Source organism: Pseudomonas sp. PAMC 25886 (genome assembly GCF_000242655.1).
Classification (GTDB): Bacteria; Pseudomonadota; Gammaproteobacteria; order Pseudomonadales; family Pseudomonadaceae; genus Aquipseudomonas.
Genome location: NZ_AHHC01000066.1, coordinates 55,603 through 76,817, shown reverse-complemented (window position 1 = coordinate 76,817; position 21,215 = coordinate 55,603). Strand labels below are relative to the sequence as shown.

Here is a 21,215-nt window from a genome sequence, read left to right as displayed (position 1 = left end):
CGTGGAACGTATCTACATCGGCATGGGCAGCAATCTGGCGGCCCCTGAACAACAATTGCGCCATGCCGTCGAGGCCTTGGCGCAATTGCCGGACACCACGCTGGCGGGCGTCTCTGCCTTCTATCAAAGTGATTCCCTGCTCCCGGGCCAACCGCGCTACACCAACGCGGTCGCGGCCCTGGACAGCGCCCTTGCGCCGCTGGAACTGCTCGATGCGCTGCAAGCCATCGAGAATGACCAGGGCCGCGAGCGTCTTGAGCGCTGGGGTCCGCGCACCCTCGACCTGGACATCCTGGTATTTGGCGACCGGCTGATCGATGAGCCACGCCTGAAGGTGCCGCACTATCAAATGCACCTGCGGGCATTCGTACTGTACCCGCTGGCAGAACTGGCCCCCGCCGGCCTGCAACTGGCCGATGGCCGCTTGCTTAGTGACCTGCTGGACGCCTGCCCGTTTGTCGGCCTGGAACGTCTCGCGCCTGCTGAATCGCATCAGTAACAGCGGTAACACCACCGCCGTAACAATGCGGTAACACATCCAATTGACTTCCAGAGTTCTCCTCACGACTATAGGCGTCCCGCTGCCGCCTACCCGGCGCTAAAGGGCGCAATCCAGGCCTTATAAGCACTGATCCTTAAGAAAGTGCGCCTGTATAAACGAAGACTCACGCGCGTTACTCGCTGTTTCCAAGCGCCTGAATGAGGACCCTTTTCATGCCAAACGTTACCCTGAGCACCTTGCAGAGCCTCAAGCTCAAAGGTGAAAAGATCACCATGCTGACCTGTTACGACGCCACTTTTGCCCAGGCCAGCAGCCAGGCAGGAGTTGAAGTGTTGCTGGTGGGGGATTCCCTGGGCATGGTTCTACAAGGGAATGACAGCACCCTGCCCGTGACAAACGATGAAATCGCCTACCACACGGCCTGCGTCAAGCGCGGCAACGAGGGCGCCTTCATCATTGCCGACCTGCCCTTCATGGCCGATGCCACCATCGAACAGACGCTGACCAACAGCGCTCAACTGATGCGTGCCGGTGCGCACATGATCAAGGTTGAAGGTGCCGCCTGGCTTGCCGAGTCGATCCGCCTGTTGGCCGAGCGTGGCGTGCCGGTTTGCGCGCACATGGGCCTGACGCCACAGTCGGTCAATATCCTCGGCGGCTACAAGGTGCAAGGCCGCGGCGAAGCCCAGGCGCGCCAGATGCGCGCCGATGCCATCGCCCTGGAACAGGCCGGTGCGTGCATGATTTTGCTGGAATGCGTACCCAGCGAGCTGGCAGCGGAAATCACCCAGGCGGTCAAGGTACCGGTGATCGGTATCGGCGCAGGCGCTGACACCGATGGCCAGGTTCTGGTACTGCACGACATGCTGGGCCTGTCCCTCACCGGCCGCGTACCCAAGTTCGTGAAAAACTTCATGACCGGCCAGGACAGCATCCAATCGGCAATCGCCGCCTACGTCAGCGAAGTCAAAGCCGTCACCTTCCCGGGCGCCGAACACGGATTCTCTGCATGAACACCGTCAAGACCGTGCGCGAACTGCGCGCCGCCGTCGCCCATGCCCGCAGCGCGGGCAAACGCATCGGCTTCGTGCCCACCATGGGCAACCTGCACAGCGGCCACGCCACGCTGGTCACCAAGGCCGCGCAACAAGCGGACTTCGTGGTCGCGAGCATTTTCGTCAACCCGCTGCAATTTGGCGCCGGCGAAGACCTGGACAAGTACCCGCGTACCCTGGCGGCCGACCAGGAGAAACTCCTGCAGGCCGGCTGCAACCTGCTGTTCGCCCCCACCGTTGACGAGATGTACCCCGACGGCATGGCCGGCCAGACGCGCGTCAGCGTGCCGCAACTGTCCGAAGGCCTGTGCGGCGCCAGCCGTCCGGGGCATTTTGAAGGTGTGGCCACGGTGGTCAGCAAGCTGTTCAACATGGTCCAGCCCGACCTGGCGATCTTTGGCCAGAAGGACTACCAGCAACTGGCGGTCATTCGCGCCATGGTCCATGACCTGAACATGCCGATCCAGATTATCGGCGAACCCACCGTACGGGCCGATGATGGCCTGGCACTGTCATCGCGTAACGGTTACCTCACCGAGGAGCAGCGAGCCATCGCACCGGTGCTGTACCGCAGCCTCAGCCAGATTGCGACGGCGATTGAAGCCGGCGACCGCGACTTCGCCACACTGCGCGCCGCACAGGTCCGGCAGATCGAAGCCGCAGGCTTTCGCATGGATTACCTGGAGGTCCGCCAGGGCGTGCACCTGCGTCCGGCCACCGCTGAAGACCGGGACGTGGTGATTCTGGTCGCTGCCTACCTCGGCGCCACCCGCCTGATCGACAACCTGCATTTGCAGCTGAACTGACCCCGCGACACACCCCGCCTGTTGCACTGCCTGATCGGCCGGTATAAAAAAGTACCGGCCACAGCGCAGACAAAGCCAAGACAGATCGACACGCTAGGTTTAATGTATTCGCCCTACGCTATTCGTTGGCGTCGACCGGAGCCTGTCATCTTCACAAAGACAGGACATTCCCGGCTTTAAAGTGTCCTACAAGCAGTCCCAGCAATAAAAAGGAAACCCGCAGCGATGGCGTACTACCGCACTCCTCATGACGTTACCGCTCTGCCCGCCTGGCAAGCGCTCAATCAACATCGCCAAGCCATGCAGGATTTCAGCATGCGCGAAGCCTTTAATGCCGATCCCCAGCGCTTTACCCAGTTCACCTTGAGCAGCTGCGGACTTTTCCTCGATTACTCGAAAAACCTGATCACCAGCGAAACCCGCGACCTGCTGGTGGGCCTGGCCAAGGAAGTCGACCTTCAAGGCGCGATCAAGTCGTTGTTCAACGGCGAGCCGGTCAACTCTTCAGAAGGCCGCCCGGCGCTGCACACTGCGCTGCGTCGCCCGGTAGGTGACAAGCTGTCGGTCAACGGCGTGAACATCATGCCGGACGTGCACAAGGTGCTGAACCAGATCACTGACCTGGTCGGCCGCATCCACGACGGCCTGTGGCGTGGCTACACCGAGAAGCCGATCACCGACGTGGTGAACATCGGTATCGGTGGCTCGTTCCTCGGCCCGGAGCTGGTCTCCGAAGCGCTGTTGTCCTACGCCCACAAAGGCGTGCGCTGCCATTACCTGGCGAACATCGACGGCAGCGAGTTCCACGAGCTGACCATGAAGCTGCGCGCCGAGACCACGCTGTTCATCGTCTCGTCCAAATCCTTCAACACCCTCGAAACCCTGAAGAACGCCCAGGCCGCCCGCGCCTGGTACCTGGCCCAGGGTGGTTCGGAAGCCGAGCTGTATCGCCACTTCATCGCCGTGTCCAGCAACAACGCGGCCGCCGTGGCCTTCGGTATCCGCGAAGAAAACATCTTCCCGATGTGGGACTGGGTCGGCGGTCGTTACTCGCTGTGGTCGGCCATCGGCCTGCCGATTGCGCTGGCGATCGGCATGTCCAACTTCAAGGAACTGCTGTCCGGTGCCTACACCATGGACCAGCATTTCCAGACTGCACCGTTCGAGGCGAACATGCCGGTGCTGCTGGGCCTGCTGGGCGTGTGGTACGGCAACTTCTGGGGCGCGCAGAGCCATGCGATCCTGCCGTACGACCACTACCTGCGTAACATCACCAAGCACTTGCAACAGCTGGACATGGAATCCAACGGCAAGAGCGTGCGCCAGGACGGTACGCCGGTTTCCACCGACACCGGCCCGGTTATCTGGGGCGGCGTAGGCTGCAACGGCCAGCACGCTTACCACCAACTGCTGCACCAAGGCACCCAACTGATCCCGGCCGATTTCATCGTGCCGATCGTCAGCTTCAACCCGGTCTCCGACCACCATCAGTGGCTGTACGCCAACTGCCTGTCCCAGAGCCAGGCACTGATGCTGGGCAAGACCCGCGCCGAAGCTGAAGCCGAACTGCGCGAAAAAGGCATGGCCGAAGCCGAAGTGCAGAAACTTGCACCGCACAAGGTGATCCCGGGTAACCGCCCGAGCAACACCATTGTGGTTGAACGCATCAGCCCTCGCCGCCTCGGCGCGCTGGTGGCGATGTATGAGCACAAAGTGTTCGTGCAGAGCGTCATCTGGGGCATCAATGCCTTCGACCAATGGGGCGTGGAGCTGGGCAAGGAGCTGGGCAAAGGCGTCTACAACCGCCTTACCGGCACTGAAGAACAGCCTGCGGACGATGCGTCCACCCAAGGGTTGATCAACTACTTCCGCGGTCGTCACCGCGGTTGAGGGTATGCCTGCAAGGCCAACGTCTGTTTGGACGTTGGCCTTGAACCCGCCTGCCACAGGGTGCATCTTTATTGCTTGTCGCAAAAACAAGAATAAGGATCCCTCATGTTCGATATCAGCACGTTCCCCACCGCCGATGCCGTCCGCCGGGCTGCGCAACTCAGTCAAGAGGACTACCAGCGCCTCTACCGCCAATCCGTCGAGCAACCCGACACGTTCTGGGCCGATCAGGCCAAGCGCTTTCTCGACTGGACCACGCCTTGGCACACCGTCCAGCAGTCCGACATCAAGACCGGCGCCGCCCAATGGTTTGCCGGCGGCCAACTGAACGTCAGCTACAACTGCATCGACCGTCACTTGGCACAACGCGCCGATCAACCGGCCTTCATCTGGGAAGGCGATGATCCTGCAAAATCTTCCAAAATTACCTACCGCCAACTCCACCAAAACGTCAGCCGCCTGGCCAATGTGCTGAAAAGTCGTGGCGTGAAGAAAGGCGACCGCGTGTGCATCTACATGCCAATGATTCCCGAGGCGGCCTACGCGATGCTGGCCTGCACGCGGATCGGTGCGGTGCATTCGGTGGTGTTTGGTGGATTCTCGCCGGACGCCCTGCGCGACCGCGTTCTCGACGCCGACTGCCGCACGGTGATCACCGCCGATGAAGGCGTGCGCGGTGGCAAGCCAGTGGCGCTGAAACAGAATGTCGACAAGGCCCTGGCCAGTTGCCCAGGCGTCAGCACGGTACTGGTGGTGCAGCGCACCGGTGCGGCGGTCAGTTGGACTGAAGGGCGCGACCTCAACTATCAACAGGCCCTGGACGCGGCCAGCGACGACTGCCCGCCCGAGCCGATGGACGCCGAAGACCCGCTGTTTATCCTCTACACCTCCGGCAGCACCGGCAAACCCAAAGGCGTGCTGCACACCACCGGCGGCTACCTGCTGCAAGCTGCAATGACCTTTAAATACGTGCTCGACTACCGCGACGGCGAAGTGTTCTGGTGCACCGCCGATGTGGGCTGGGTGACCGGCCACAGCTATATCGTCTACGGCCCGCTGGCCAATGGCGCCACCTCGCTGATGTTCGAAGGCGTGCCGAGCTACCCCGACAGCTCGCGCTTCTGGCAGGTGATCGACAAACATCAGGTCAACATCTTCTACACCGCACCCACCGCCCTGCGCGCGCTGATGCGTGAAGGGCATGGCCCGCTGGAAAACACTTCCCGCGCCAGCCTGCGCCTGCTGGGCAGCGTCGGCGAGCCGATCAACCCGGAAGCCTGGGACTGGTACTTCAACGCGGTCGGCGAACAACGCTGCCCGATTGTCGACACCTGGTGGCAGACCGAAACCGGCGGCATCATGCTCAGCCCACTGGTCAGCGCCCAGCGCATCAAGCCCGGCTGCGCCACCCAGCCAATGTTTGGCGTGGTGCCGGTGCTGCTCGATGAGCAAGGCAAGGAAATCAGCGGCGCCGGCAGCGGCGTACTGGCGATCAAATCCAGTTGGCCAGGGCAGATCCGCAGCGTGTACGGCGATCCCCAGCGGATGATCGACACCTATTTCAAACCCTACCCCGGCTACTACTTCACCGGCGACGGTGCTCGGCGTGACGAGGACGGCGATTACTGGATCACCGGGCGCATCGATGATGTGATCAACGTGTCCGGGCACCGTATCGGCACCGCCGAGGTGGAAAGTGCCCTGGTGCTGCATGATCAGGTCGCCGAGGCTGCGGTGGTGGGCTATCCCCACGACGTCAAAGGCCAGGGCATCTATGCCTTCGTCACGCCCATGAATGGCGTCGAACCCGACGATGCGTTGAAAAAGCACCTGCTGGACCTGGTGAGCAAGGAAATCGGCAGCTTCGCCAAGCCCGAACTGATTCAATGGGCGCCGGCCTTGCCGAAAACCCGCTCAGGCAAGATCATGCGGCGGATTTTGCGCAAGATTGCCTGCAACGAACTGGACAGCCTGGGGGATACTTCCACCCTCGCCGACCCGAGCGTGGTGGACGGCCTGATCGACAAGCGCCTCAACCGATAGGAACCCATGGAATTCATTCGCAGCCGCATCGAAAACCAGCTGATGAGCCTGACCGGTTTGTCGCTGGGCCAACTCGACCTGGAAAACCCCAAGGGCGATCCAGGTCTCTTTGGACCGAACTCGGTGAGCTGGAAGGTCCATGGCGACTTCAGCAGCATGTTGATTGGCGGCATCAGCGCATTGATGTTGCAGGCATTACACCCGCTGGCGCTGGCCGGCGTGTGGGACCACTCGAACTTTCGGCAGGACATGCTGGGGCGTTTACGACGCACCTCGCAGTTTATTTCCGGGACCACGTTCGGTTCGCGGCGTGACGCCGAATGGCTGATCGAGAAAGTGCGCACCATTCACCTGCAAGTGGTCGGCCATGCCCCGGACGGACGACCGTATGCGGCCAGTGACCCCGAACTGCTGACCTGGGTGCATGTGGCAGAGGTCAGCAACTTTCTCGCGGCCCACCTGCGTTATCGCAACCCGGATTTATCCCCCAGAGATCAAGACCGGTACTACAGCGAAATCGCCCTGGTGGCCGAGCAATTGGGCGCGCGCCATGTGCCGCGCTCACGTCAGGAAATTTCCGATTACCTTGAGCGTATTCGCCCGCAACTGCTGTGTGATGAACGCAGCCACGAAGTCCTGCGCCTGCTGCTTAATGCGCCGTCTCCCAGCACCTTGGCCAAGCCGTTTGGCTCGTTGATGATGCAGGCCGGCATCGACCTGCTGCCGGACTGGGCCAGCGACATGCTCGGGCAGAAGCAAAGCCCGATCCAGCGCCAGATGATCCGCGCGGGGGTCAGGCACAGCGCGCCGTTGTTGCGCTGGGCCATGCGCAATGGTTCGGTACAACGGGCCCACAGGCGGATGGGCCTGCTGGAGCCATAACTGTTAAACTCCCGCGCCCCAATTACCCTGCAAGGCGCGCACTATGTCTCCCTTGAATCAGGCGCTGCGCGCCGCCCTCGATCATCGCCAGGACTTGCTTGCCGAGCTGCATGCCCAAGGCACCGATTGCTATCGCCTGTTCCACGGCAGCCAGGAAGGCGCTGGCGGCCTGACCATCGACCGCTATGGCCCGCAACTGCTGGTGCAGAGCTTTCACCAGTCGCTGGAAAGTGAAGACCTGCTGCAATTGCACCAGGCGATCAACCAGCACCTGGGGCTGGAGCTGCTGCTGGTCTACAACGATCGCTCCCGGGGCAACTCGCGCATCGACCGTGAAGACACGGTGTACCGCGCGGAACCTGCGGCCCTGGAAGACTTGATCGGCCACGAATGGGGCCTCAATTACCGCGTACGCGGGCGGCACGCCGGGCAAGACCCGCTGCTGTTCCTGGACCTGCGCAACACCCGTGGCTGGGTCAAGGCACACAGTGCCGGCAAAAGCGTGCTGAACCTGTTTGCCTACACCTGCGGCGTAGGCCTGAGCGCCGCTGCCGGTGGCGCCCGCGAGGTGTGCAACCTGGACTTTGCCGAGGGCAACCTGGCGGTCGGTCGCGAAAACGGTCAACTCAACCCGCAATTGCCGGCGATGGAATTCGTGCAGTCGGATTATTTCCCGGCAATCCGCCAACTGGCGGGCCTGCCCATCAGCCAGCGCCGCGGTCAGAAACTGCCGAGCTATCCACGCCTGGATCAACGCCAGTACGACCTGGTGCTGCTCGACCCTCCCGCCTGGGCCAAGAGCGCTTTCGGCACCGTCGACCTGCTGCGCGACTACCAGAGCCTGCTCAAGCCTGCGCTGCTGGCCACTGCCGATGACGGTGTGCTGATCTGCTGCAACAACCTGGCAAAAGTCAGCATGGACGACTGGCGCGACCAGGTCCTGCGCTGCGCCGAAAAGGCCGGTCGCCCGGTACGCGACTGGCAGGTCATGACACCCGGCTCAGACTTCCCGTCGCAGGACCAACAGCCACCGCTGAAGACCCTGATACTGCAGCTGTAAGACTTGTCCCAAAAGGGCCCGGGCGCAGTAATAAAGGCCCGGTTCTTCGGAACCGTAAACCCGTGCCATACTCCAAGGCACTCTTGATCGACATAGATGGCGTCACATATGCCCAAAGGATTGATTCGCGCCGCCGGCGCCTTGCTGACCGCCCTTGCCCTGTACAGCTTGCTGGGCTTCCTTATTCTCCCCGGCATTGCCCTTCGTGTGGCCAATCAACAGTTGGCCAATTACGCCACCGTGCCGGCGCATATCCAGCGTATCGAGCTCAACCCGTTCAGTCTCGAATTGACCGTGTGGGGCCTGAATATCGGTGAGCCCGGCAAGGAGCAAGTGGCCTTTGAACGCCTCTATGCCAACCTGCAGATCGACAGTTTGTGGACACGCGCCCTGCACCTGGCTGACGTCCAACTCGACAAGCCAAAGACCGAACTGCTGTTCGACAAGTCCGGCCAGCTCAACCTGGCACAGCTGTTCAAATTGCCGGCCAGCGAGCCGACCCCAACCGATCCGAACGCCAAACCGTTCCCCCTGCGCATCGATAACATCAAGCTGGCGGGCGGCTATGTGCACTTCCAGGATTTGCGCCCTAGCGAGCCGATCGAGTTTCTCTACGACAAACTGGATTTCGAGCTGAAAAACCTCAGCACCCTGCCCGAAGACAATGCCGACATGACGTTGGTGGCAGCCGGACCGGAAGGCGGCCAGATCGACTGGACCGGCAATTTCAGCCTTATCCCGATTGCCTCCGAAGGCAAACTCAAGGTTACCGACGGCAAGATGAAAGTCTGGTGGCCGTATGTGCGTGACGCGGTGCCGCTGGTTCTGGAAGACGGTGTCCTCAACTTCAGCACCGACTACAAGCTGAGCCTGGCGAAAGAAACCGAGCTGAACCTGACCAACGTCGCCCTGAGTGTCGCGCCGTTTGCGATCAAGGCACCGGATGGCCGGCCGCTCGCGCGCCTGGAGAAACTGGATGTCAGCGAAACCACCGTCGACCTGGCCAAGCAGCAAGTGATCGTCGGCAAGATCCGTAGCAATAAACTCGAAACCTGGGCGGCCCTCGAAGCCGACGGCCAGCTGGATTGGCAAAAGCTGTTCGCCAGCCAGCCGAGCAAACCGGCAGCCGCGCCCGAAACCGCCGCCGCCCCGGCCACCGCCGACTCGCCAAAACCTGCGCCGGCCGCGCCGAGCAAGCCTTGGCAAGTGCTGCTCAACGATGTGCAACTGCGCAACTATCAAGTGCATCTGGCGGACCGCTCGGCCAAACCGGCAGTGGCCCTGGAAGTCGGCCCGCTGAACCTTGACCTGCAGGATTTCGACAGCCTTAACCAGAGCCCGTTTACCCTCAAGCTCGATACCGGCGTAGGCAAGCAAGGCAAGCTCCAGGCCACCGGCCAGATCAACCTGAGCCCGGTCAGCGCCAAGCTGAAAGTGGACACAAAAGACATCGACCTGCGTGTCGCGCAGTCCTACATCAGCCCGTTTATCCGCCTGGAACTGCGGAGCGGCATGCTCGGCAGCAACCTGGATGTAAACCTGAAAAGCACCGAGCCCCTGGCGTTCCAGGTGACTGGCCGGGCACAGGTCGACCAGTTACACACCCTGGACACCCTGAAAACCCGCGACTTCCTGAAGTGGCAGCGGTTGGTACTGGAAGGCGTGAACTATCAACACGGCGACAGCCTGTCGATCGACAAGGTCAACCTGTTGCAGCCCTACGTGCGCTTCATGATCAATGATGACCGCACCACCAACATCGATGACTTGCTGATTCCGCAGCCGGCCAACAGCGGCAGCAAGTCGGCCGCGAAACCTGCGGCCGGTAAGGAAAAGCCCTTGGGCATCCGCGTGGGTCAAATTGCGATCAACGACGGCTCGGCCAATTTCGCCGACTTCAGCCTGACCCCGAACTTCGCCACCGCCATTCAACAGCTTAACGGCCAGATCGGCACCATCGACAGTCGCCAGGCGAAACCGGCGAGCGTTGACGTCAAGGGCAAGGTTGACCGTTATGCGCCGGTCACCATCAAGGGCAGCGTCAATCCGTTTGATCCGATGGCCGCACTGGATATCGCCACCAGCTTCAAACGTGTCGAACTGACCACACTCACACCGTACTCGGGCAAATTCGCCGGGTTCCGTATCCGCAAGGGCCGGCTCAACCTGGACCTGCATTACGTCATCACCAAGGGCCAGTTGAAGGCCGAGAACAAAGTGGTGGTCGAGCAGTTGCAACTGGGTGAGAAGGTCGACAGTGCCGACGCCGTGGACCTGCCGATTCGCCTGGCGATTGCCCTGCTCAAGGATTCCGACGGCAAGATCTCCATTGAGCTGCCGGTAACCGGTGACTTGAACAACCCGCAATTCAGCGTGATGCCGATTGTCTGGCAGACCCTGCGTAACCTGGTGGTACGTGCAGCCACGGCACCGTTCAAGTTTATTGGCGGCCTGATCAGCGGTGGCGGCGCCCAGGACCTCGGCAACGTGTCGTTTGCGGCGGGTTCCAGCGAGCTGAGCAAGGACTCCGAGTCGGCGCTGGACAGCCTCGCCAAGGCACTAAAGGAGCGCCCTGCCCTGCGCCTGGAAATCGAAGGTACCGCCGCTGCCAGCAGTGACGGCCCGCTTTTGGCCGCACAACGACTGGAACGCGAATACCAGTACAACTACTACAAGATCCTCCAGCGCCGTGGCGATAAAGTCCCGGCACAGGCGTCGCTGCTTGAAGTCCCTGAAAAGGAGAAGGCGCCACTGCTGGAAGGCATCTACCGCACCCGCTTGAAACTGCAGCCGCCTCCCGAGTGGAAGGACCTGGGCAGCGATGAGCGCACTGCCAAGCTGCGGGACGGTGTGATCAAGTTCTGGAGCGGCAGCGACGTGCTGCTACGCCAACTGGGCCAGGACCGCGCCAGCGCGATCAAGGACTACCTGGTGGACAAGGGCCAGCTGGAAGATGACCGGGTTTACTTTATCGATGCAAACCTGGGTGAAGCCGAGAAAGATGGTCGGGTGGTGACGCCAATGCATCTGGATGCCGAGTAACTACTCCCGCCAGCTTTTCCCTTCCCCAATAGAACAGGCCCCGGCACAAGTGCCGGGGCCTGTAATGACCACATCCGTGTGGCCGGTCGCATGAACCTGTGAGGTGCATTGAGCGGATGTCTTGACTCGCTCGTGGCCGCCTCTGCCTAGTTCAGGCGATTCGTTAAGCGTTACTCTGCTTTCAGGCCGTCGGCCGATACAGCTTTAACGCCTTTGATTTTCTTGGCGATGGCAACAGCAGTCGTTTTCTGAGCTTCGGTGATAGCTACGGTCGACGACAGGGACACTACGCCTTTGTTGGTTTCGACTTTGATGTCGGTACCAGGAATGCCTTTCTCGGTAACCAGGTCACTTTTCACTTTGGTAGTGATCCAGGTATCGGAGGTCGCTTCCTTGGCTTTGGTCACTTCACCGGCCGCTACAACCATAGGCGCCTGGGAAGTTTGAGCGAAGGCCACGTTGGCCATGGTCAGGGTCAGAGCGGTGGCAGTTGCAGCAGCGATAGCGAACTTTTTCATACGAGTAACTCCTGTTTTATCAAAAGTCTGCAGCGTGTAAACGTTAAAGCTGCAGGGCTATCAGTACTATTGCAGGCGCTGTGCCAAGTTTTTATTTCTAATAAAAACCTTATAAATCAATATCTTATAAAAATACCCAATTTTCGAAATCGTGCAACTTGCATGAAGGCGATCGTGCCTGCATGCAAGTTGCGGCTTTTGGGTATGGCTAAACGCCTGATTTCGCGACACTTTCCCACAGGCATAAAAAAAGGACTCCGAAGAGTCCCTTTTTTCAGCTGGCAGCGACGGGGTGATTAAACGCCCGAAGCCTTGGCTGCTGCTACGTCCTTGATGGACAGCTTGATACGGCCGCGGTTGTCCACGTCCAGTACCAGCACTTCCACTTCCTGGCCTTCTTTCAGGATGTCGGTCACTTTCTCAACGCGAGCGTCGCTCAGCATGGAGATGTGAACCAGACCGTCCTTGCCTGGCAGGATGTTGACGAATGCGCCGAAGTCGACGATGCGCTCAACCTTACCGACGTAGATCTTGCCGATCTCTGCCTCAGCGGTGATACCCAGAACGCGCTGGCGTGCAGCCTCAGCCGCTTCCTTGGTTTCGCCGAAGATCTTGATCGAGCCGTCGTCTTCGATGTCGATCGAAGCCTTGGTCTCTTCACAGATCGCACGAATGGTCGCGCCGCCTTTACCGATAACATCACGGATTTTGTCGGTGTCGATTTTCATCGCGATCATGGTCGGAGCATTTTCCGACAGTTCGGTACGGGACTGACCAATGATCTGGTTCATCTGACCGAGAATGTTCAGGCGCGCTTCCAGGGCTTGGCCCAGAGCGATTTCCATGATTTCTTCGGTGATGCCCTTGATCTTGATGTCCATCTGCAGCGCGGTAACACCTTTGGCGGTACCGGCTACTTTGAAGTCCATGTCGCCCAGGTGGTCTTCGTCGCCCAGGATGTCGGTCAGGATGGCGAACTTCTCGCCTTCTTTAACCAGACCCATGGCGATACCGGCAACCGGTGCCTTCATCGGAACACCAGCGTCCATCAGCGCCAGGGAAGCACCGCAGACCGAAGCCATGGAGCTGGAACCGTTGGACTCGGTGATTTCCGACACAACACGAATGGTGTACGGGAACACGTCGGCGGCAGGCAGCATGGCCGAAATCGAACGACGGGCCAGGCGGCCGTGACCGATTTCGCGACGACCAGCGCCACCCATGCGACCACACTCACCTACCGAGAACGGAGGGAAGTTGTAGTGCAGCATGAACGGGTCTTTTTTCTCGCCTTCCAGGGTGTCCAGCAGCTGTGCGTCACGGGCAGTACCCAGTGTTGCAACAACCAGGGCCTGGGTTTCGCCACGGGTGAACAGCGCCGAACCGTGGGTTTTTGGCAGAACGCCGACTTCGATGTTCAGCGGGCGTACGGTGCGAGTGTCGCGACCATCGATACGTGGCTTGCCGTTTACGATGTTTTCGCGAACGGTGCGGTATTCGATTTCGCCGAATGCTGCTTTGACTTCGCTGGAAGAAGGCTGGCCTTCTTCACCGGACAGCTTGGCAACAACCTGGTCCTTCAGCTCACCCAGGCGAGCGTAACGATCGGCCTTGATGGTGATGGTGTAGGCGTCGGAGATGGCGGTGCCGAACTCGGAGCGGATAGCGCCCAGCAGTTCAGTCGCTTCAGGCGCAGGAGCCCAGGTCCAGGTTGGCTTGGCAGCTTCAGCAGCCAGTTCTTTGACAGCGTTGATCACAACCTGGAACTCGTCGTGAGCAAACAGCACCGCACCCAGCATCTGGTCTTCGGTCAGCTCTTTGGCTTCCGATTCAACCATCAACACGGCTTCCGAAGTACCGGCAACGACCATGTCCAGGCTCGAAGCTTTCTGTTGTTCGTAAGTCGGGTTCAGCAGGTAGCCGGTGCTTTCGTGGAACGCAACACGGGCAGCGCCGATCGGGCCATCGAACGGAATACCGGAGATGGCCAGGGCAGCCGAGGTACCGATCATCGCAGCGATGTCCGGATCGGTCTTCTTGCTGGTGGAAACGACGGTGCAGACAACCTGCACTTCGTTCATGAAGCCTTCTGGGAACAGCGGACGGATCGGACGGTCGATCAGTCGGGAAGTCAGGGTTTCTTTCTCGGAAGGACGGCCTTCACGCTTGAAGAAACCGCCAGGGATCTTACCGGCAGCGTAAGTCTTTTCCTGGTAGTGAACGGAAAGAGGGAAAAAGCCTTTGCTCGGGTCAGCGGTCTTGGCGCCAACAACGGTCACCAATACGGTGACGTCGTCGTCAACGGTGACCAGCACTGCGCCGGAGGCTTGACGGGCAATACGGCCTGTCTCGAGGGTAACGGTCGACTGACCGAACTGGAATTTTTTGATAACCGGGTTCACGGTGTCCTACCTTCTTTGTGGCTCTTGGGGAACTTGTCTTCTTGCGAAATTCTTGGGCAATGTCGGGAATCGGCCCAACGCCTGTCCAGGGTAAAACGTGTATCCAGATAAAACTTGAGGCTGGAAGCCTGCCATGGGCCAGCGGGAAACCCACTGACACACGACAGCCAACCAACCTCTAGCGCAATCGCTTATTAGCGACGCAGACCCAGGCGACCGATCAGAGTCTGATAACGACCCAGATCCTTGCCTTTCAGGTAGTCCAGCAGCTTACGACGCTGGTTTACCATGCGGATCAGACCACGACGGGAGTGGTGATCTTTACCGTTGGCCTTGAAGTGACCTTGCAGCTTGTTGATGTTGTGGGTCAGCAGTGCAACTTGCACTTCTGGCGAACCAGTGTCACCAACAGCTTGCTGGTAGTCAGCTACGATTTGAGCTTTTTCTTGAACGTCGAGAGCCATGAGGCAATCCTTTTTTCAGGAAACCATCCAAAGGACAGTTTCAACAGGCCAGGGACAAATCCCTGTATCTAAAAATGAGTAGTGACCGTGCCTGTTAACAGCCACCCTCGTTCGGTCATTCTGACCGAATCAGTCGACGCGGCGCGATGCGCCCGTCTTCGCTCACTTCACCGATACCGATGAAGCGACCGTTGTGATCTTGTACCCGCACCATGCCGAACTTCGGGGCATCCGGTGCACGTACCGGCTGGCCGTTAAGCCAGTAGAACGCGCTGTGCTCCGAGAAGTGCAGCAGTGGCCAATCCAGCAAACCGCTGTCCGATGGCATCAGGAAGCGATCAACCGCTTCGTTGCCGCCTTCGGCATGTACCGCTTCCAGCTCTTCCAGCGTGACCGTCTGGGCCAGGGTGAAAGGGCCTGCCTGGGTGCGTCGCAGTTCTGCAACGTATGCGCCACAGCCTAGTTGCTCACCAATATCCTCCACCAGGGTACGGATATAGGTGCCTTTGCTGCAGTCCACCGCCAACCGGGCAGTGTCGCCTTCGGCGGCGAGCAATTCCAAGCGCGCAATAGTAACAGAACGCGGTTCGCGCTCCACCACTTCACCTGCACGTGCCAGCTTGTAAAGAGGCTGGCCATCACGCTTGAGAGCCGAGTACATCGGCGGTATCTGACTGATTTGCCCACGAAAAGCGGGTAAGGCAGCTTCGATATCAGCACGACCAACGGTCACCTCGCGAACCTGCAAAACATCACCTTCGGCGTCTGCCGTGGTGGTGGTCTTGCCCAGTTGCATCAGGGTTTCGTAACCCTTGTCGGAATCGAGCAGGTATTGCGAAAACTTGGTGGCCTCGCCAAAACACAACGGCAACACGCCGGTGGCCAGGGGATCGAGGCTGCCGGTGTGCCCTGCCTTCTCGGCATTGAGCAGCCAGCGGACCTTCTGCAACGCCGCATTGGAGGTAAAGCCAATGGGCTTGTCGAGCAGAATGATGCCGCTGACGTTACGACGGATACGTTTGACCTGAGCCACCGATTACTCCTTGGCGTCTTCAGGCGTGGCGGATTCCGGGTGCTGATTGTCTTCAGCCACGGCCCGCTCGATCAGTGCCGACAGGTGCGCGCCACGCACGACGCTTTCGTCGTAGTGGAAATGCAACTGTGGAACGCTGCGCAGCTTCATTTCGCGGGCCAGCTGCATGCGCAGGAAGCCTGCGGCAGAGTTGAGCACCTTGATGCTTTGCGCGATTTCTTCGCTGTTGTCCTGGCCCATCACGGTGATGAAGATCTTGGCGTGACCAACGTCACGGCTGACTTCAACGGCGGTGATGGTGACGAGGCCAACACGTGGGTCTTTTACTTCACGACGGATCAGCTGTGCGAGCTCGCGCTGCATCTGATCGCCGATACGTTGGGTACGGCTGTATTCTTTTGCCATGTCTTGTTACCTGTTACTGCCACACGGTGAAACCCGTGGGGTCTGAAAGCGGCAAACGCCCGGCCTGACAAAAGCCAGACCGGGCGTTGCGTTTAGAGTCCGGACGCTGCGCCCGGCATTTGCATGCCTGGGCGCCGCGTGGCCCTTGAAGTGCGCGAGTTAGAGGCTGCGAGCAACCTGGACCTTCTCGTAGACTTCGATCTTGTCGCCAGCCTTGACGTCGTTGTAGCTCTTGACGCCGATACCGCATTCCATGCCGGCACGTACTTCGGAAGCGTCATCCTTGAAGCGGCGCAGGGATTCCAGCTCGCCTTCGAAGATAACGATGTCTTCACGCAGTACACGGATTGGACGGTTACGGTGCACAACACCTTCGATAACCATGCAACCGGCGATCGCGCCGAATTTCGGCGAGCGGAACACGTCACGCACCTCGGCCACACCCAGGATGTTCTCCCGGACGTCGCTGCCAAGCATGCCGGTGAGGGCCTTCTTGACGTCTTCGATGATGTCGTAGATGACGTTGTAGTAACGCATGTCCAGGCCTTCCTGCTCGACAATCTTCCGTGCGCCCGCATCGGCACGCACGTTGAAGCCGAACAGTACAGCGTTGGAAGCCAGTGCCAGGTTGGCGTCGGATTCGGTGATACCACCGACACCGCCACCGACAACACGCACTTGCACTTCGTCGTTACCCAGGCCGTTCAAGGCGCCGTTCAACGCTTCGAGGGAACCACGAACGTCAGATTTGAGGACGATGTTAAGCGTCTTCTTCTCTGCCTGGCCCATGTTCTCGAAGATGTTTTCCAGCTTGCCGGCGTGAGCACGGGCCAGCTTGACTTCGCGGAACTTGCCTTGACGGAACAGAGCCACTTCACGGGCTTTCTTCTCGTCCGACAGCACGCTCATCTCGTCGCCAGCGTCCGGGGTACCGTCCAGGCCGAGGATCTCGACAGGGATGGAAGGACCGGCTTCTTTGATTGGCTTGCCGTTCTCGTCGAGCATGGCACGCACACGGCCGTAGTTCGAACCGACCAGGACCATGTCGCCTTGGCGCAGGGTACCGTCTTGAACCAGAACGGTTGCAACCGGGCCACGACCTTTGTCGAGACGCGATTCAACCACAACACCACGACCCGGGGCCGATGGGGTTGCTTTCAGTTCGAGTACTTCGGCTTGCAGCAGAACAGCTTCAAGCAGTTCGTCTACACCGGTACCGACTTTCGCCGAAACCGAAACGAACGGCGTATCACCGCCCCACTCTTCGGACGTCACGCCGTGAACCGACAACTCGCTACGGATGCGATCGAGATCGGCGCCCGGCTTGTCGATTTTGTTCACTGCAACTACCAGTGGAACACCAGCGGCCTTGGCGTGCTGGACAGCTTCAATGGTCTGCGGCATGACGCCGTCGTCCGCTGCAACTACCAGGATCACGATGTCAGTCGCCTTGGCACCACGGGCACGCATCGCGGTAAACGCGGCGTGACCTGGGGTGTCGAGGAAGGTGACCATGCCGCGTTCGGTTTCAACGTGGTACGCACCGATGTGCTGGGTGATGCCGCCGGCTTCGCCTGCAGCTACCTTGGCACGACGGATGTAGTCGAGCAGCGAGGTCTTACCATGGTCAACGTGGCCCATTACGGTCACGACTGGCGCACGGGAGAAGGTCTCGCCTTCAAACTTCAGGGACTCGGCCAGGGAATCTTCCAGGGCGGTGTCGCTGACCAGGGTCACTTTGTGGCCCAGCTCTTCAGCAACCAGTTGGGCAGTTTCCTGATCCAGTACCTGGTTGATGGTGGCTGGAGTACCCAGCTTGAACATGAACTTGATGATTTCAGCAGCCTTGACCGACATCTGATTGGCGAGATCGCCAACAGTGATGGTCTCGCCGATCTGCACATCACGCACGACAGGGCCGGTTGGGCTCTGGAAACCGTGGGCGTTGCGCTTCTTCAGCTTGGCCTTGCCGCGACCACCGCGACGGAAGCTGTCGCTTTCTTCGTCGGTAGTACGTGGAGCAACGCGTGGCGCTGGCGCCTTCTCTTTGACCGAAGCACGATGCGGAGCGTTTTTGCGCTCACCATCGCCACTGCCACGACGATTGTTATCGTCGGCACGTGGTTTGTCCGGGCGACGAGGTTCTTCGCGTTTGCGAGCGTCGGCTGCAGGAGCAGGCGCGGCGGCAACCGGAGTGGCCTCACGAACAGCTTCTACAGGCGCGCTAGGCGCAGCAACGGCCTCAGTGTTAGCAGGTTGCGCAGCAGCAGGCTGGCGACGCGCTTCTTCTTCGGCGCGACGCTTGGCTTCTTCTTCAGCCTTCTGACGAGCAGCATTTTCTACTGCGCGACGTTCTTCCAGTTCGCGTTTGCGCTCGGCTTCGATTTCTTCCGGGCTGCGCTGTACGAAGACTTTCTTCTTGCGTACTTCAACGCTGATGCTCTTGCTACCAGCAACACGCAGGGTGCTGGTGGTTTTGCGCTGCAATGTAATCTTGCGCGGTTCTTCCACTTTCGCCTTGTGGCTGCTCTTCAAGTGAGTCAGCAAAGACTGCTTCTCACTATCGCTCACACCTTCATCGGCGGCGGTGTGCGGCAGACCTGCCTCACGCATCTGCTGCAACAGGCGCTCTACCGGTGTTTTGACCTCATCGGCCAGTTGTTTCACCGTGACTTGCGTCATGCACTTCTCTCCTCAGGCCGCGCCTAATTACTCGAACCAATGGGCTCGGGCGGCCATGATCAACTTGCCGGCACGATCATCGTCAATGCCGTCGATGTCGAGCAGGTCGTCAATAGACTGCTCGGCCAGGTCTTCGCGGGTAATTACGCCGCGCACCGCCAGTTCCATCGCCAAATCCTTGTCCATACCCTCAAGCGAGAGCAGGTCTTCGGCCGGATGGGCGTCTGCCAGCTTTTCCTCAGTAGCGATGGCTTTAGTCAACAAACGATCCTTGGCCCGAGCGCGAAGCTCGTTGACGGTGTCTTCGTCAAAGCCGTCGATGTTGAGCATTTCTTCCAACGGTACGTAGGCAATCTCTTCCAGGCTGGTGAAGCCTTCATCTACCAGCACCTGCGCCAGGTCTTCGTCGACTTCCAGCTCGTCGATGAAGTTGCGCAGGATGTCACCGGTTTCTGCTTGCTGCTTAGCCTGGATGTCCGATTCGGTCATCACGTTCAGGGTCCAGCCGGTCAACTGGCTGGCCAAACGTACGTTCTGACCACCGCGACCGATGGCCTGAGCCAGATTGTCTGCGCCAACGGCGATGTCCATTGCATGGGCATCCTCGTCAACGATAATTGCCGCCACTTCAGCAGGCGACATTGCGTTGATCACGAACTGCGCCGGGTTATCGTCCCACAGGACGATGTCCACACGCTCACCGCCCAATTCGCCCGACACTGCCTGGACGCGCGAACCGCGCATACCAATGCAAGCACCTTGCGGGTCGATGCGTTTGTCCTTGGAGCGGACCGCGATCTTGGCGCGCGAACCCGGGTCGCGGGACGCAGCCATGACTTCGATCAGGCCTTCGGCAATTTCCGGCACTTCGATGCGGAACAATTCAATCAACATTTCCGGCGCGGTACGCGACAGGATCAACTGAGGGCCGCGGTTCTCGGTGCGGATTTCCTTGAGCAGCGCACGCAAACGCACGCCAACCCGGAAAGTTTCGCGGGAAATGATGTCTTCGCGAGCCAGCAACGCTTCAGCGTTGTTGCCCAGGTCGACGATCACGTTATCGCGGGTGACTTTTTTCACGGTGCCGGAGATGATTTCCCCCAGGCGCTCGCGATAGGCGTCAACGACTTGAGCGCGCTCGGCTTCGCGGACCTTCTGCACGATGACTTGCTTGGCAGTCTGTGCAGCGATGCGGCCGAACTCGATGGATTCGATCTTTTCTTCGACGACATCACCGACCTGGGCGCCCGGGTGCGTTTCAGCAACCTTGCTCGGCCAGGTTTCGATGGCCGGATCATCAAGATCGGCTTCTTCGACGACCGTCCAGCGACGGAAAGTCTCGTAGGCACCGGTGTGGCGGTTGATTTCCACACGCAGATCAACTTCGTCTTCAAAACGCTTTTTGGTAGCAGTGGCCAGGGCCAGCTCCAGCGCTTCAAAAATCACGTTTGCCGGTACGCCCTTTTCATTGGATACCGACTCAACAACCAGCAGTACTTCTTTGCTCATCGTACGCCTCGCCTTTCGCAAGCCATTGGATCCGCGGGATCCGCGTCTCAGTCAAAACTGGGAATAATGTTGGCCTTGTCGATCATATCGATCGGCAACAGGAACTCATGGTCTTCTACCTGCACCACGACGTCCTGCTCTTCTACACCGCGCAGAAGGCCCTGAAAGTTGCGTCGCCCTTCAAAGGGAGAACGCAGCTTGATCTTCACTTGTTCACCGGCAAATTTTGCAAACTGATCAATAGTGAACAGTGGGCGTTCCATGCCAGGCGAGGAAACTTCGAGGGTGTATTCAACGGAGATCGGATCTTCAACATCCAGGACACCGCTGATCTGACGGCTGACAATGGCACAATCGTCCACCAGCACGCCGCCCTCTTTATCGATATAAACGCGCAACATTGAGTGGCGACCTTGAGCCGAAAACTCAATACCCCAGCATTCATAGCCTAGGGCCACGACCACCGGGGCCAACAAGGCCTGCAACTCTTCTAGCTTGCTCGACACCTGAACCCCCTCGTGCATGTATGTGCATGCTGTGCAAAATAAAAAAATGGGCGAAACGCCCATCCTTGAAACGCCGTCGAACAGCGGCGTTGAAAGTGTCCAGCTAACAAAAAGCCCCTTAAAAGGGGCTCCGCTAAAACTGGTTGCGGGGGCCGGATTTGAACCGACGACCTTCGGGTTATGAGCCCGACGAGCTACCAGACTGCTCCACCCCGCGACAAAGCTGGGGCGGAAGTATACGACCGATCCCTTACAGGGTCAATGTAACCTTCCACCTACAAGAAAGCCCGCAACAGCGGGCTCTCCTGATAATTGGTACCGAGAAGGGGACTCGAACCCCTACACCCTATGGGCACAACCACCTCAAGGTTGCGTGTCTACCAATTCCACCACCTCGGCAATACAGCGTTTACAAC

Annotated in this window: 16 protein-coding genes and 2 tRNA genes; 8 read left to right on the top strand and 10 right to left on the bottom strand. The window is 59.5% G+C overall.

Annotation, left to right across the window (positions count from 1 at the left end; all coding sequences use genetic code 11):
- The first annotated feature begins 1 nt into the window (after position 1).
- The 8 genes from folK to MUM_RS0122555 all read left to right on the top strand — a co-directional run bounded on the left by folK (position 2) and on the right by MUM_RS0122555 (position 11,280).
- Positions 2 to 499, top strand: coding sequence for a 2-amino-4-hydroxy-6-hydroxymethyldihydropteridine diphosphokinase (gene folK, locus MUM_RS0122590; protein ID WP_010174366.1), 498 nt, complete (start codon positions 2 to 4; stop codon positions 497 to 499).
- 215 nt (positions 500 to 714) lie between these two features.
- On the top strand, positions 715 to 1,515 hold the full coding sequence (gene panB / locus MUM_RS0122585; protein ID WP_010174364.1) for a 3-methyl-2-oxobutanoate hydroxymethyltransferase: 801 nt from the start codon (positions 715 to 717) through the stop codon (positions 1,513 to 1,515).
- On the top strand, positions 1,512 to 2,363 hold the full coding sequence (panC, locus tag MUM_RS0122580; RefSeq protein ID WP_010174361.1) for a pantoate--beta-alanine ligase: 852 nt from the start codon (positions 1,512 to 1,514) through the stop codon (positions 2,361 to 2,363). The genes panB and panC overlap by 4 nt, the downstream gene beginning before the upstream one ends.
- A 225-nt stretch (positions 2,364 to 2,588) precedes the next feature.
- The gene (pgi, locus tag MUM_RS0122575; RefSeq protein WP_010174359.1) at positions 2,589 to 4,253 is read left to right on the top strand and encodes a glucose-6-phosphate isomerase; all 1,665 of its coding nucleotides are present in this window, start codon (positions 2,589 to 2,591) and stop codon (positions 4,251 to 4,253) included.
- Between the two features lie 105 nt (positions 4,254 to 4,358).
- On the top strand, positions 4,359 to 6,296 hold the full coding sequence (acs, locus tag MUM_RS0122570) for an acetate--CoA ligase (protein WP_010174357.1): 1,938 nt from the start codon (positions 4,359 to 4,361) through the stop codon (positions 6,294 to 6,296).
- Positions 6,297 to 6,302: 6 nt separating this feature from the next.
- A complete protein-coding gene (locus MUM_RS0122565; protein ID WP_010174354.1) occupies positions 6,303 to 7,178 on the top strand; it encodes an oxygenase MpaB family protein in 876 nt (291 codons plus the stop codon).
- 43 nt (positions 7,179 to 7,221) lie between these two features.
- Positions 7,222 to 8,238 carry a class I SAM-dependent rRNA methyltransferase gene (locus MUM_RS0122560; RefSeq protein ID WP_010174352.1) on the top strand — a complete coding sequence of 339 codons (1,017 nt, stop codon included), beginning with the start codon at positions 7,222 to 7,224 and terminating at the stop codon, positions 8,236 to 8,238.
- A 108-nt stretch (positions 8,239 to 8,346) separates the two neighbouring features.
- Positions 8,347 to 11,280: a DUF748 domain-containing protein gene (locus MUM_RS0122555; RefSeq protein WP_010174350.1), complete on the top strand. Its 2,934-nt coding sequence runs from the start codon at positions 8,347 to 8,349 to the stop codon at positions 11,278 to 11,280.
- 170 nt (positions 11,281 to 11,450) lie between these two features.
- On the opposite strand, the gene MUM_RS0122550 is transcribed toward MUM_RS0122555, so the two are convergent.
- The 10 genes from MUM_RS0122550 to MUM_RS0122505 all read right to left on the bottom strand — a co-directional run bounded on the left by MUM_RS0122550 (position 11,451) and on the right by MUM_RS0122505 (position 21,198).
- Positions 11,451 to 11,798 carry a BON domain-containing protein gene (locus MUM_RS0122550; protein WP_010174348.1) on the bottom strand — a complete coding sequence of 116 codons (348 nt, stop codon included), beginning with the start codon at positions 11,796 to 11,798 and terminating at the stop codon, positions 11,451 to 11,453.
- A gap of 296 nt (positions 11,799 to 12,094) precedes the next feature.
- Entirely contained in the window at positions 12,095 to 14,200 is a 2,106-nt protein-coding gene (gene pnp / locus MUM_RS0122545) for a polyribonucleotide nucleotidyltransferase (RefSeq protein ID WP_010174346.1), read from the bottom strand.
- A 194-nt stretch (positions 14,201 to 14,394) separates the two neighbouring features.
- Positions 14,395 to 14,664: a 30S ribosomal protein S15 gene (rpsO, locus tag MUM_RS0122540; RefSeq protein WP_003177875.1), complete on the bottom strand. Its 270-nt coding sequence runs from the start codon at positions 14,662 to 14,664 to the stop codon at positions 14,395 to 14,397.
- A 115-nt stretch (positions 14,665 to 14,779) separates the two neighbouring features.
- The gene (gene truB, locus MUM_RS0122535) at positions 14,780 to 15,697 is read right to left on the bottom strand and encodes a tRNA pseudouridine(55) synthase TruB (protein WP_003212182.1); all 918 of its coding nucleotides are present in this window, start codon (positions 15,695 to 15,697) and stop codon (positions 14,780 to 14,782) included.
- A gap of 3 nt (positions 15,698 to 15,700) precedes the next feature.
- Positions 15,701 to 16,102, bottom strand: a complete 402-nt coding sequence (rbfA, locus tag MUM_RS0122530) for a 30S ribosome-binding factor RbfA (protein ID WP_003212184.1) — start codon at positions 16,100 to 16,102, stop codon at positions 15,701 to 15,703.
- A gap of 159 nt (positions 16,103 to 16,261) precedes the next feature.
- Entirely contained in the window at positions 16,262 to 18,784 is a 2,523-nt protein-coding gene (gene infB, locus MUM_RS0122525) for a translation initiation factor IF-2 (protein WP_010174338.1), read from the bottom strand.
- 27 nt (positions 18,785 to 18,811) lie between these two features.
- A complete protein-coding gene (gene nusA / locus MUM_RS0122520; protein ID WP_003212187.1) occupies positions 18,812 to 20,293 on the bottom strand; it encodes a transcription termination factor NusA in 1,482 nt (493 codons plus the stop codon).
- Positions 20,294 to 20,340: 47 nt separating this feature from the next.
- Positions 20,341 to 20,799: a ribosome maturation factor RimP gene (rimP, locus tag MUM_RS0122515; protein ID WP_003235029.1), complete on the bottom strand. Its 459-nt coding sequence runs from the start codon at positions 20,797 to 20,799 to the stop codon at positions 20,341 to 20,343.
- 140 nt (positions 20,800 to 20,939) lie between these two features.
- A tRNA-Met gene (locus MUM_RS0122510) sits at positions 20,940 to 21,016 on the bottom strand.
- 96 nt (positions 21,017 to 21,112) lie between these two features.
- A tRNA-Leu gene (locus tag MUM_RS0122505) sits at positions 21,113 to 21,198 on the bottom strand.
- Between the last annotated feature and the right edge of the window lie 17 nt (positions 21,199 to 21,215).

What these genes read in the sequence shown, in the direction of transcription:
- MUM_RS0122550 (WP_010174348.1), bottom strand. Translation starts at nt 11,798, where the DNA reads ATGAAAAAGTTCGCTATCGCTGCTGCAACTGCCACCGCTCTGACCCTG.
- panC (WP_010174361.1), top strand. Translation starts at nt 1,512, where the DNA reads ATGAACACCGTCAAGACCGTGCGCGAACTGCGCGCCGCCGTCGCCCAT.
- MUM_RS0122565 (WP_010174354.1), top strand. Translation starts at nt 6,303, where the DNA reads ATGGAATTCATTCGCAGCCGCATCGAAAACCAGCTGATGAGCCTGACC.
- rpsO (WP_003177875.1), bottom strand. Translation starts at nt 14,664, where the DNA reads ATGGCTCTCGACGTTCAAGAAAAAGCTCAAATCGTAGCTGACTACCAG.
- pgi (WP_010174359.1), top strand. Translation starts at nt 2,589, where the DNA reads ATGGCGTACTACCGCACTCCTCATGACGTTACCGCTCTGCCCGCCTGG.
- MUM_RS0122560 (WP_010174352.1), top strand. Translation starts at nt 7,222, where the DNA reads ATGTCTCCCTTGAATCAGGCGCTGCGCGCCGCCCTCGATCATCGCCAG.
- acs (WP_010174357.1), top strand. Translation starts at nt 4,359, where the DNA reads ATGTTCGATATCAGCACGTTCCCCACCGCCGATGCCGTCCGCCGGGCT.
- infB (WP_010174338.1), bottom strand. Translation starts at nt 18,784, where the DNA reads ATGACGCAAGTCACGGTGAAACAACTGGCCGATGAGGTCAAAACACCG.
- MUM_RS0122555 (WP_010174350.1), top strand. Translation starts at nt 8,347, where the DNA reads ATGCCCAAAGGATTGATTCGCGCCGCCGGCGCCTTGCTGACCGCCCTT.
- panB (WP_010174364.1), top strand. Translation starts at nt 715, where the DNA reads ATGCCAAACGTTACCCTGAGCACCTTGCAGAGCCTCAAGCTCAAAGGT.
- nusA (WP_003212187.1), bottom strand. Translation starts at nt 20,293, where the DNA reads ATGAGCAAAGAAGTACTGCTGGTTGTTGAGTCGGTATCCAATGAAAAG.
- rbfA (WP_003212184.1), bottom strand. Translation starts at nt 16,102, where the DNA reads ATGGCAAAAGAATACAGCCGTACCCAACGTATCGGCGATCAGATGCAG.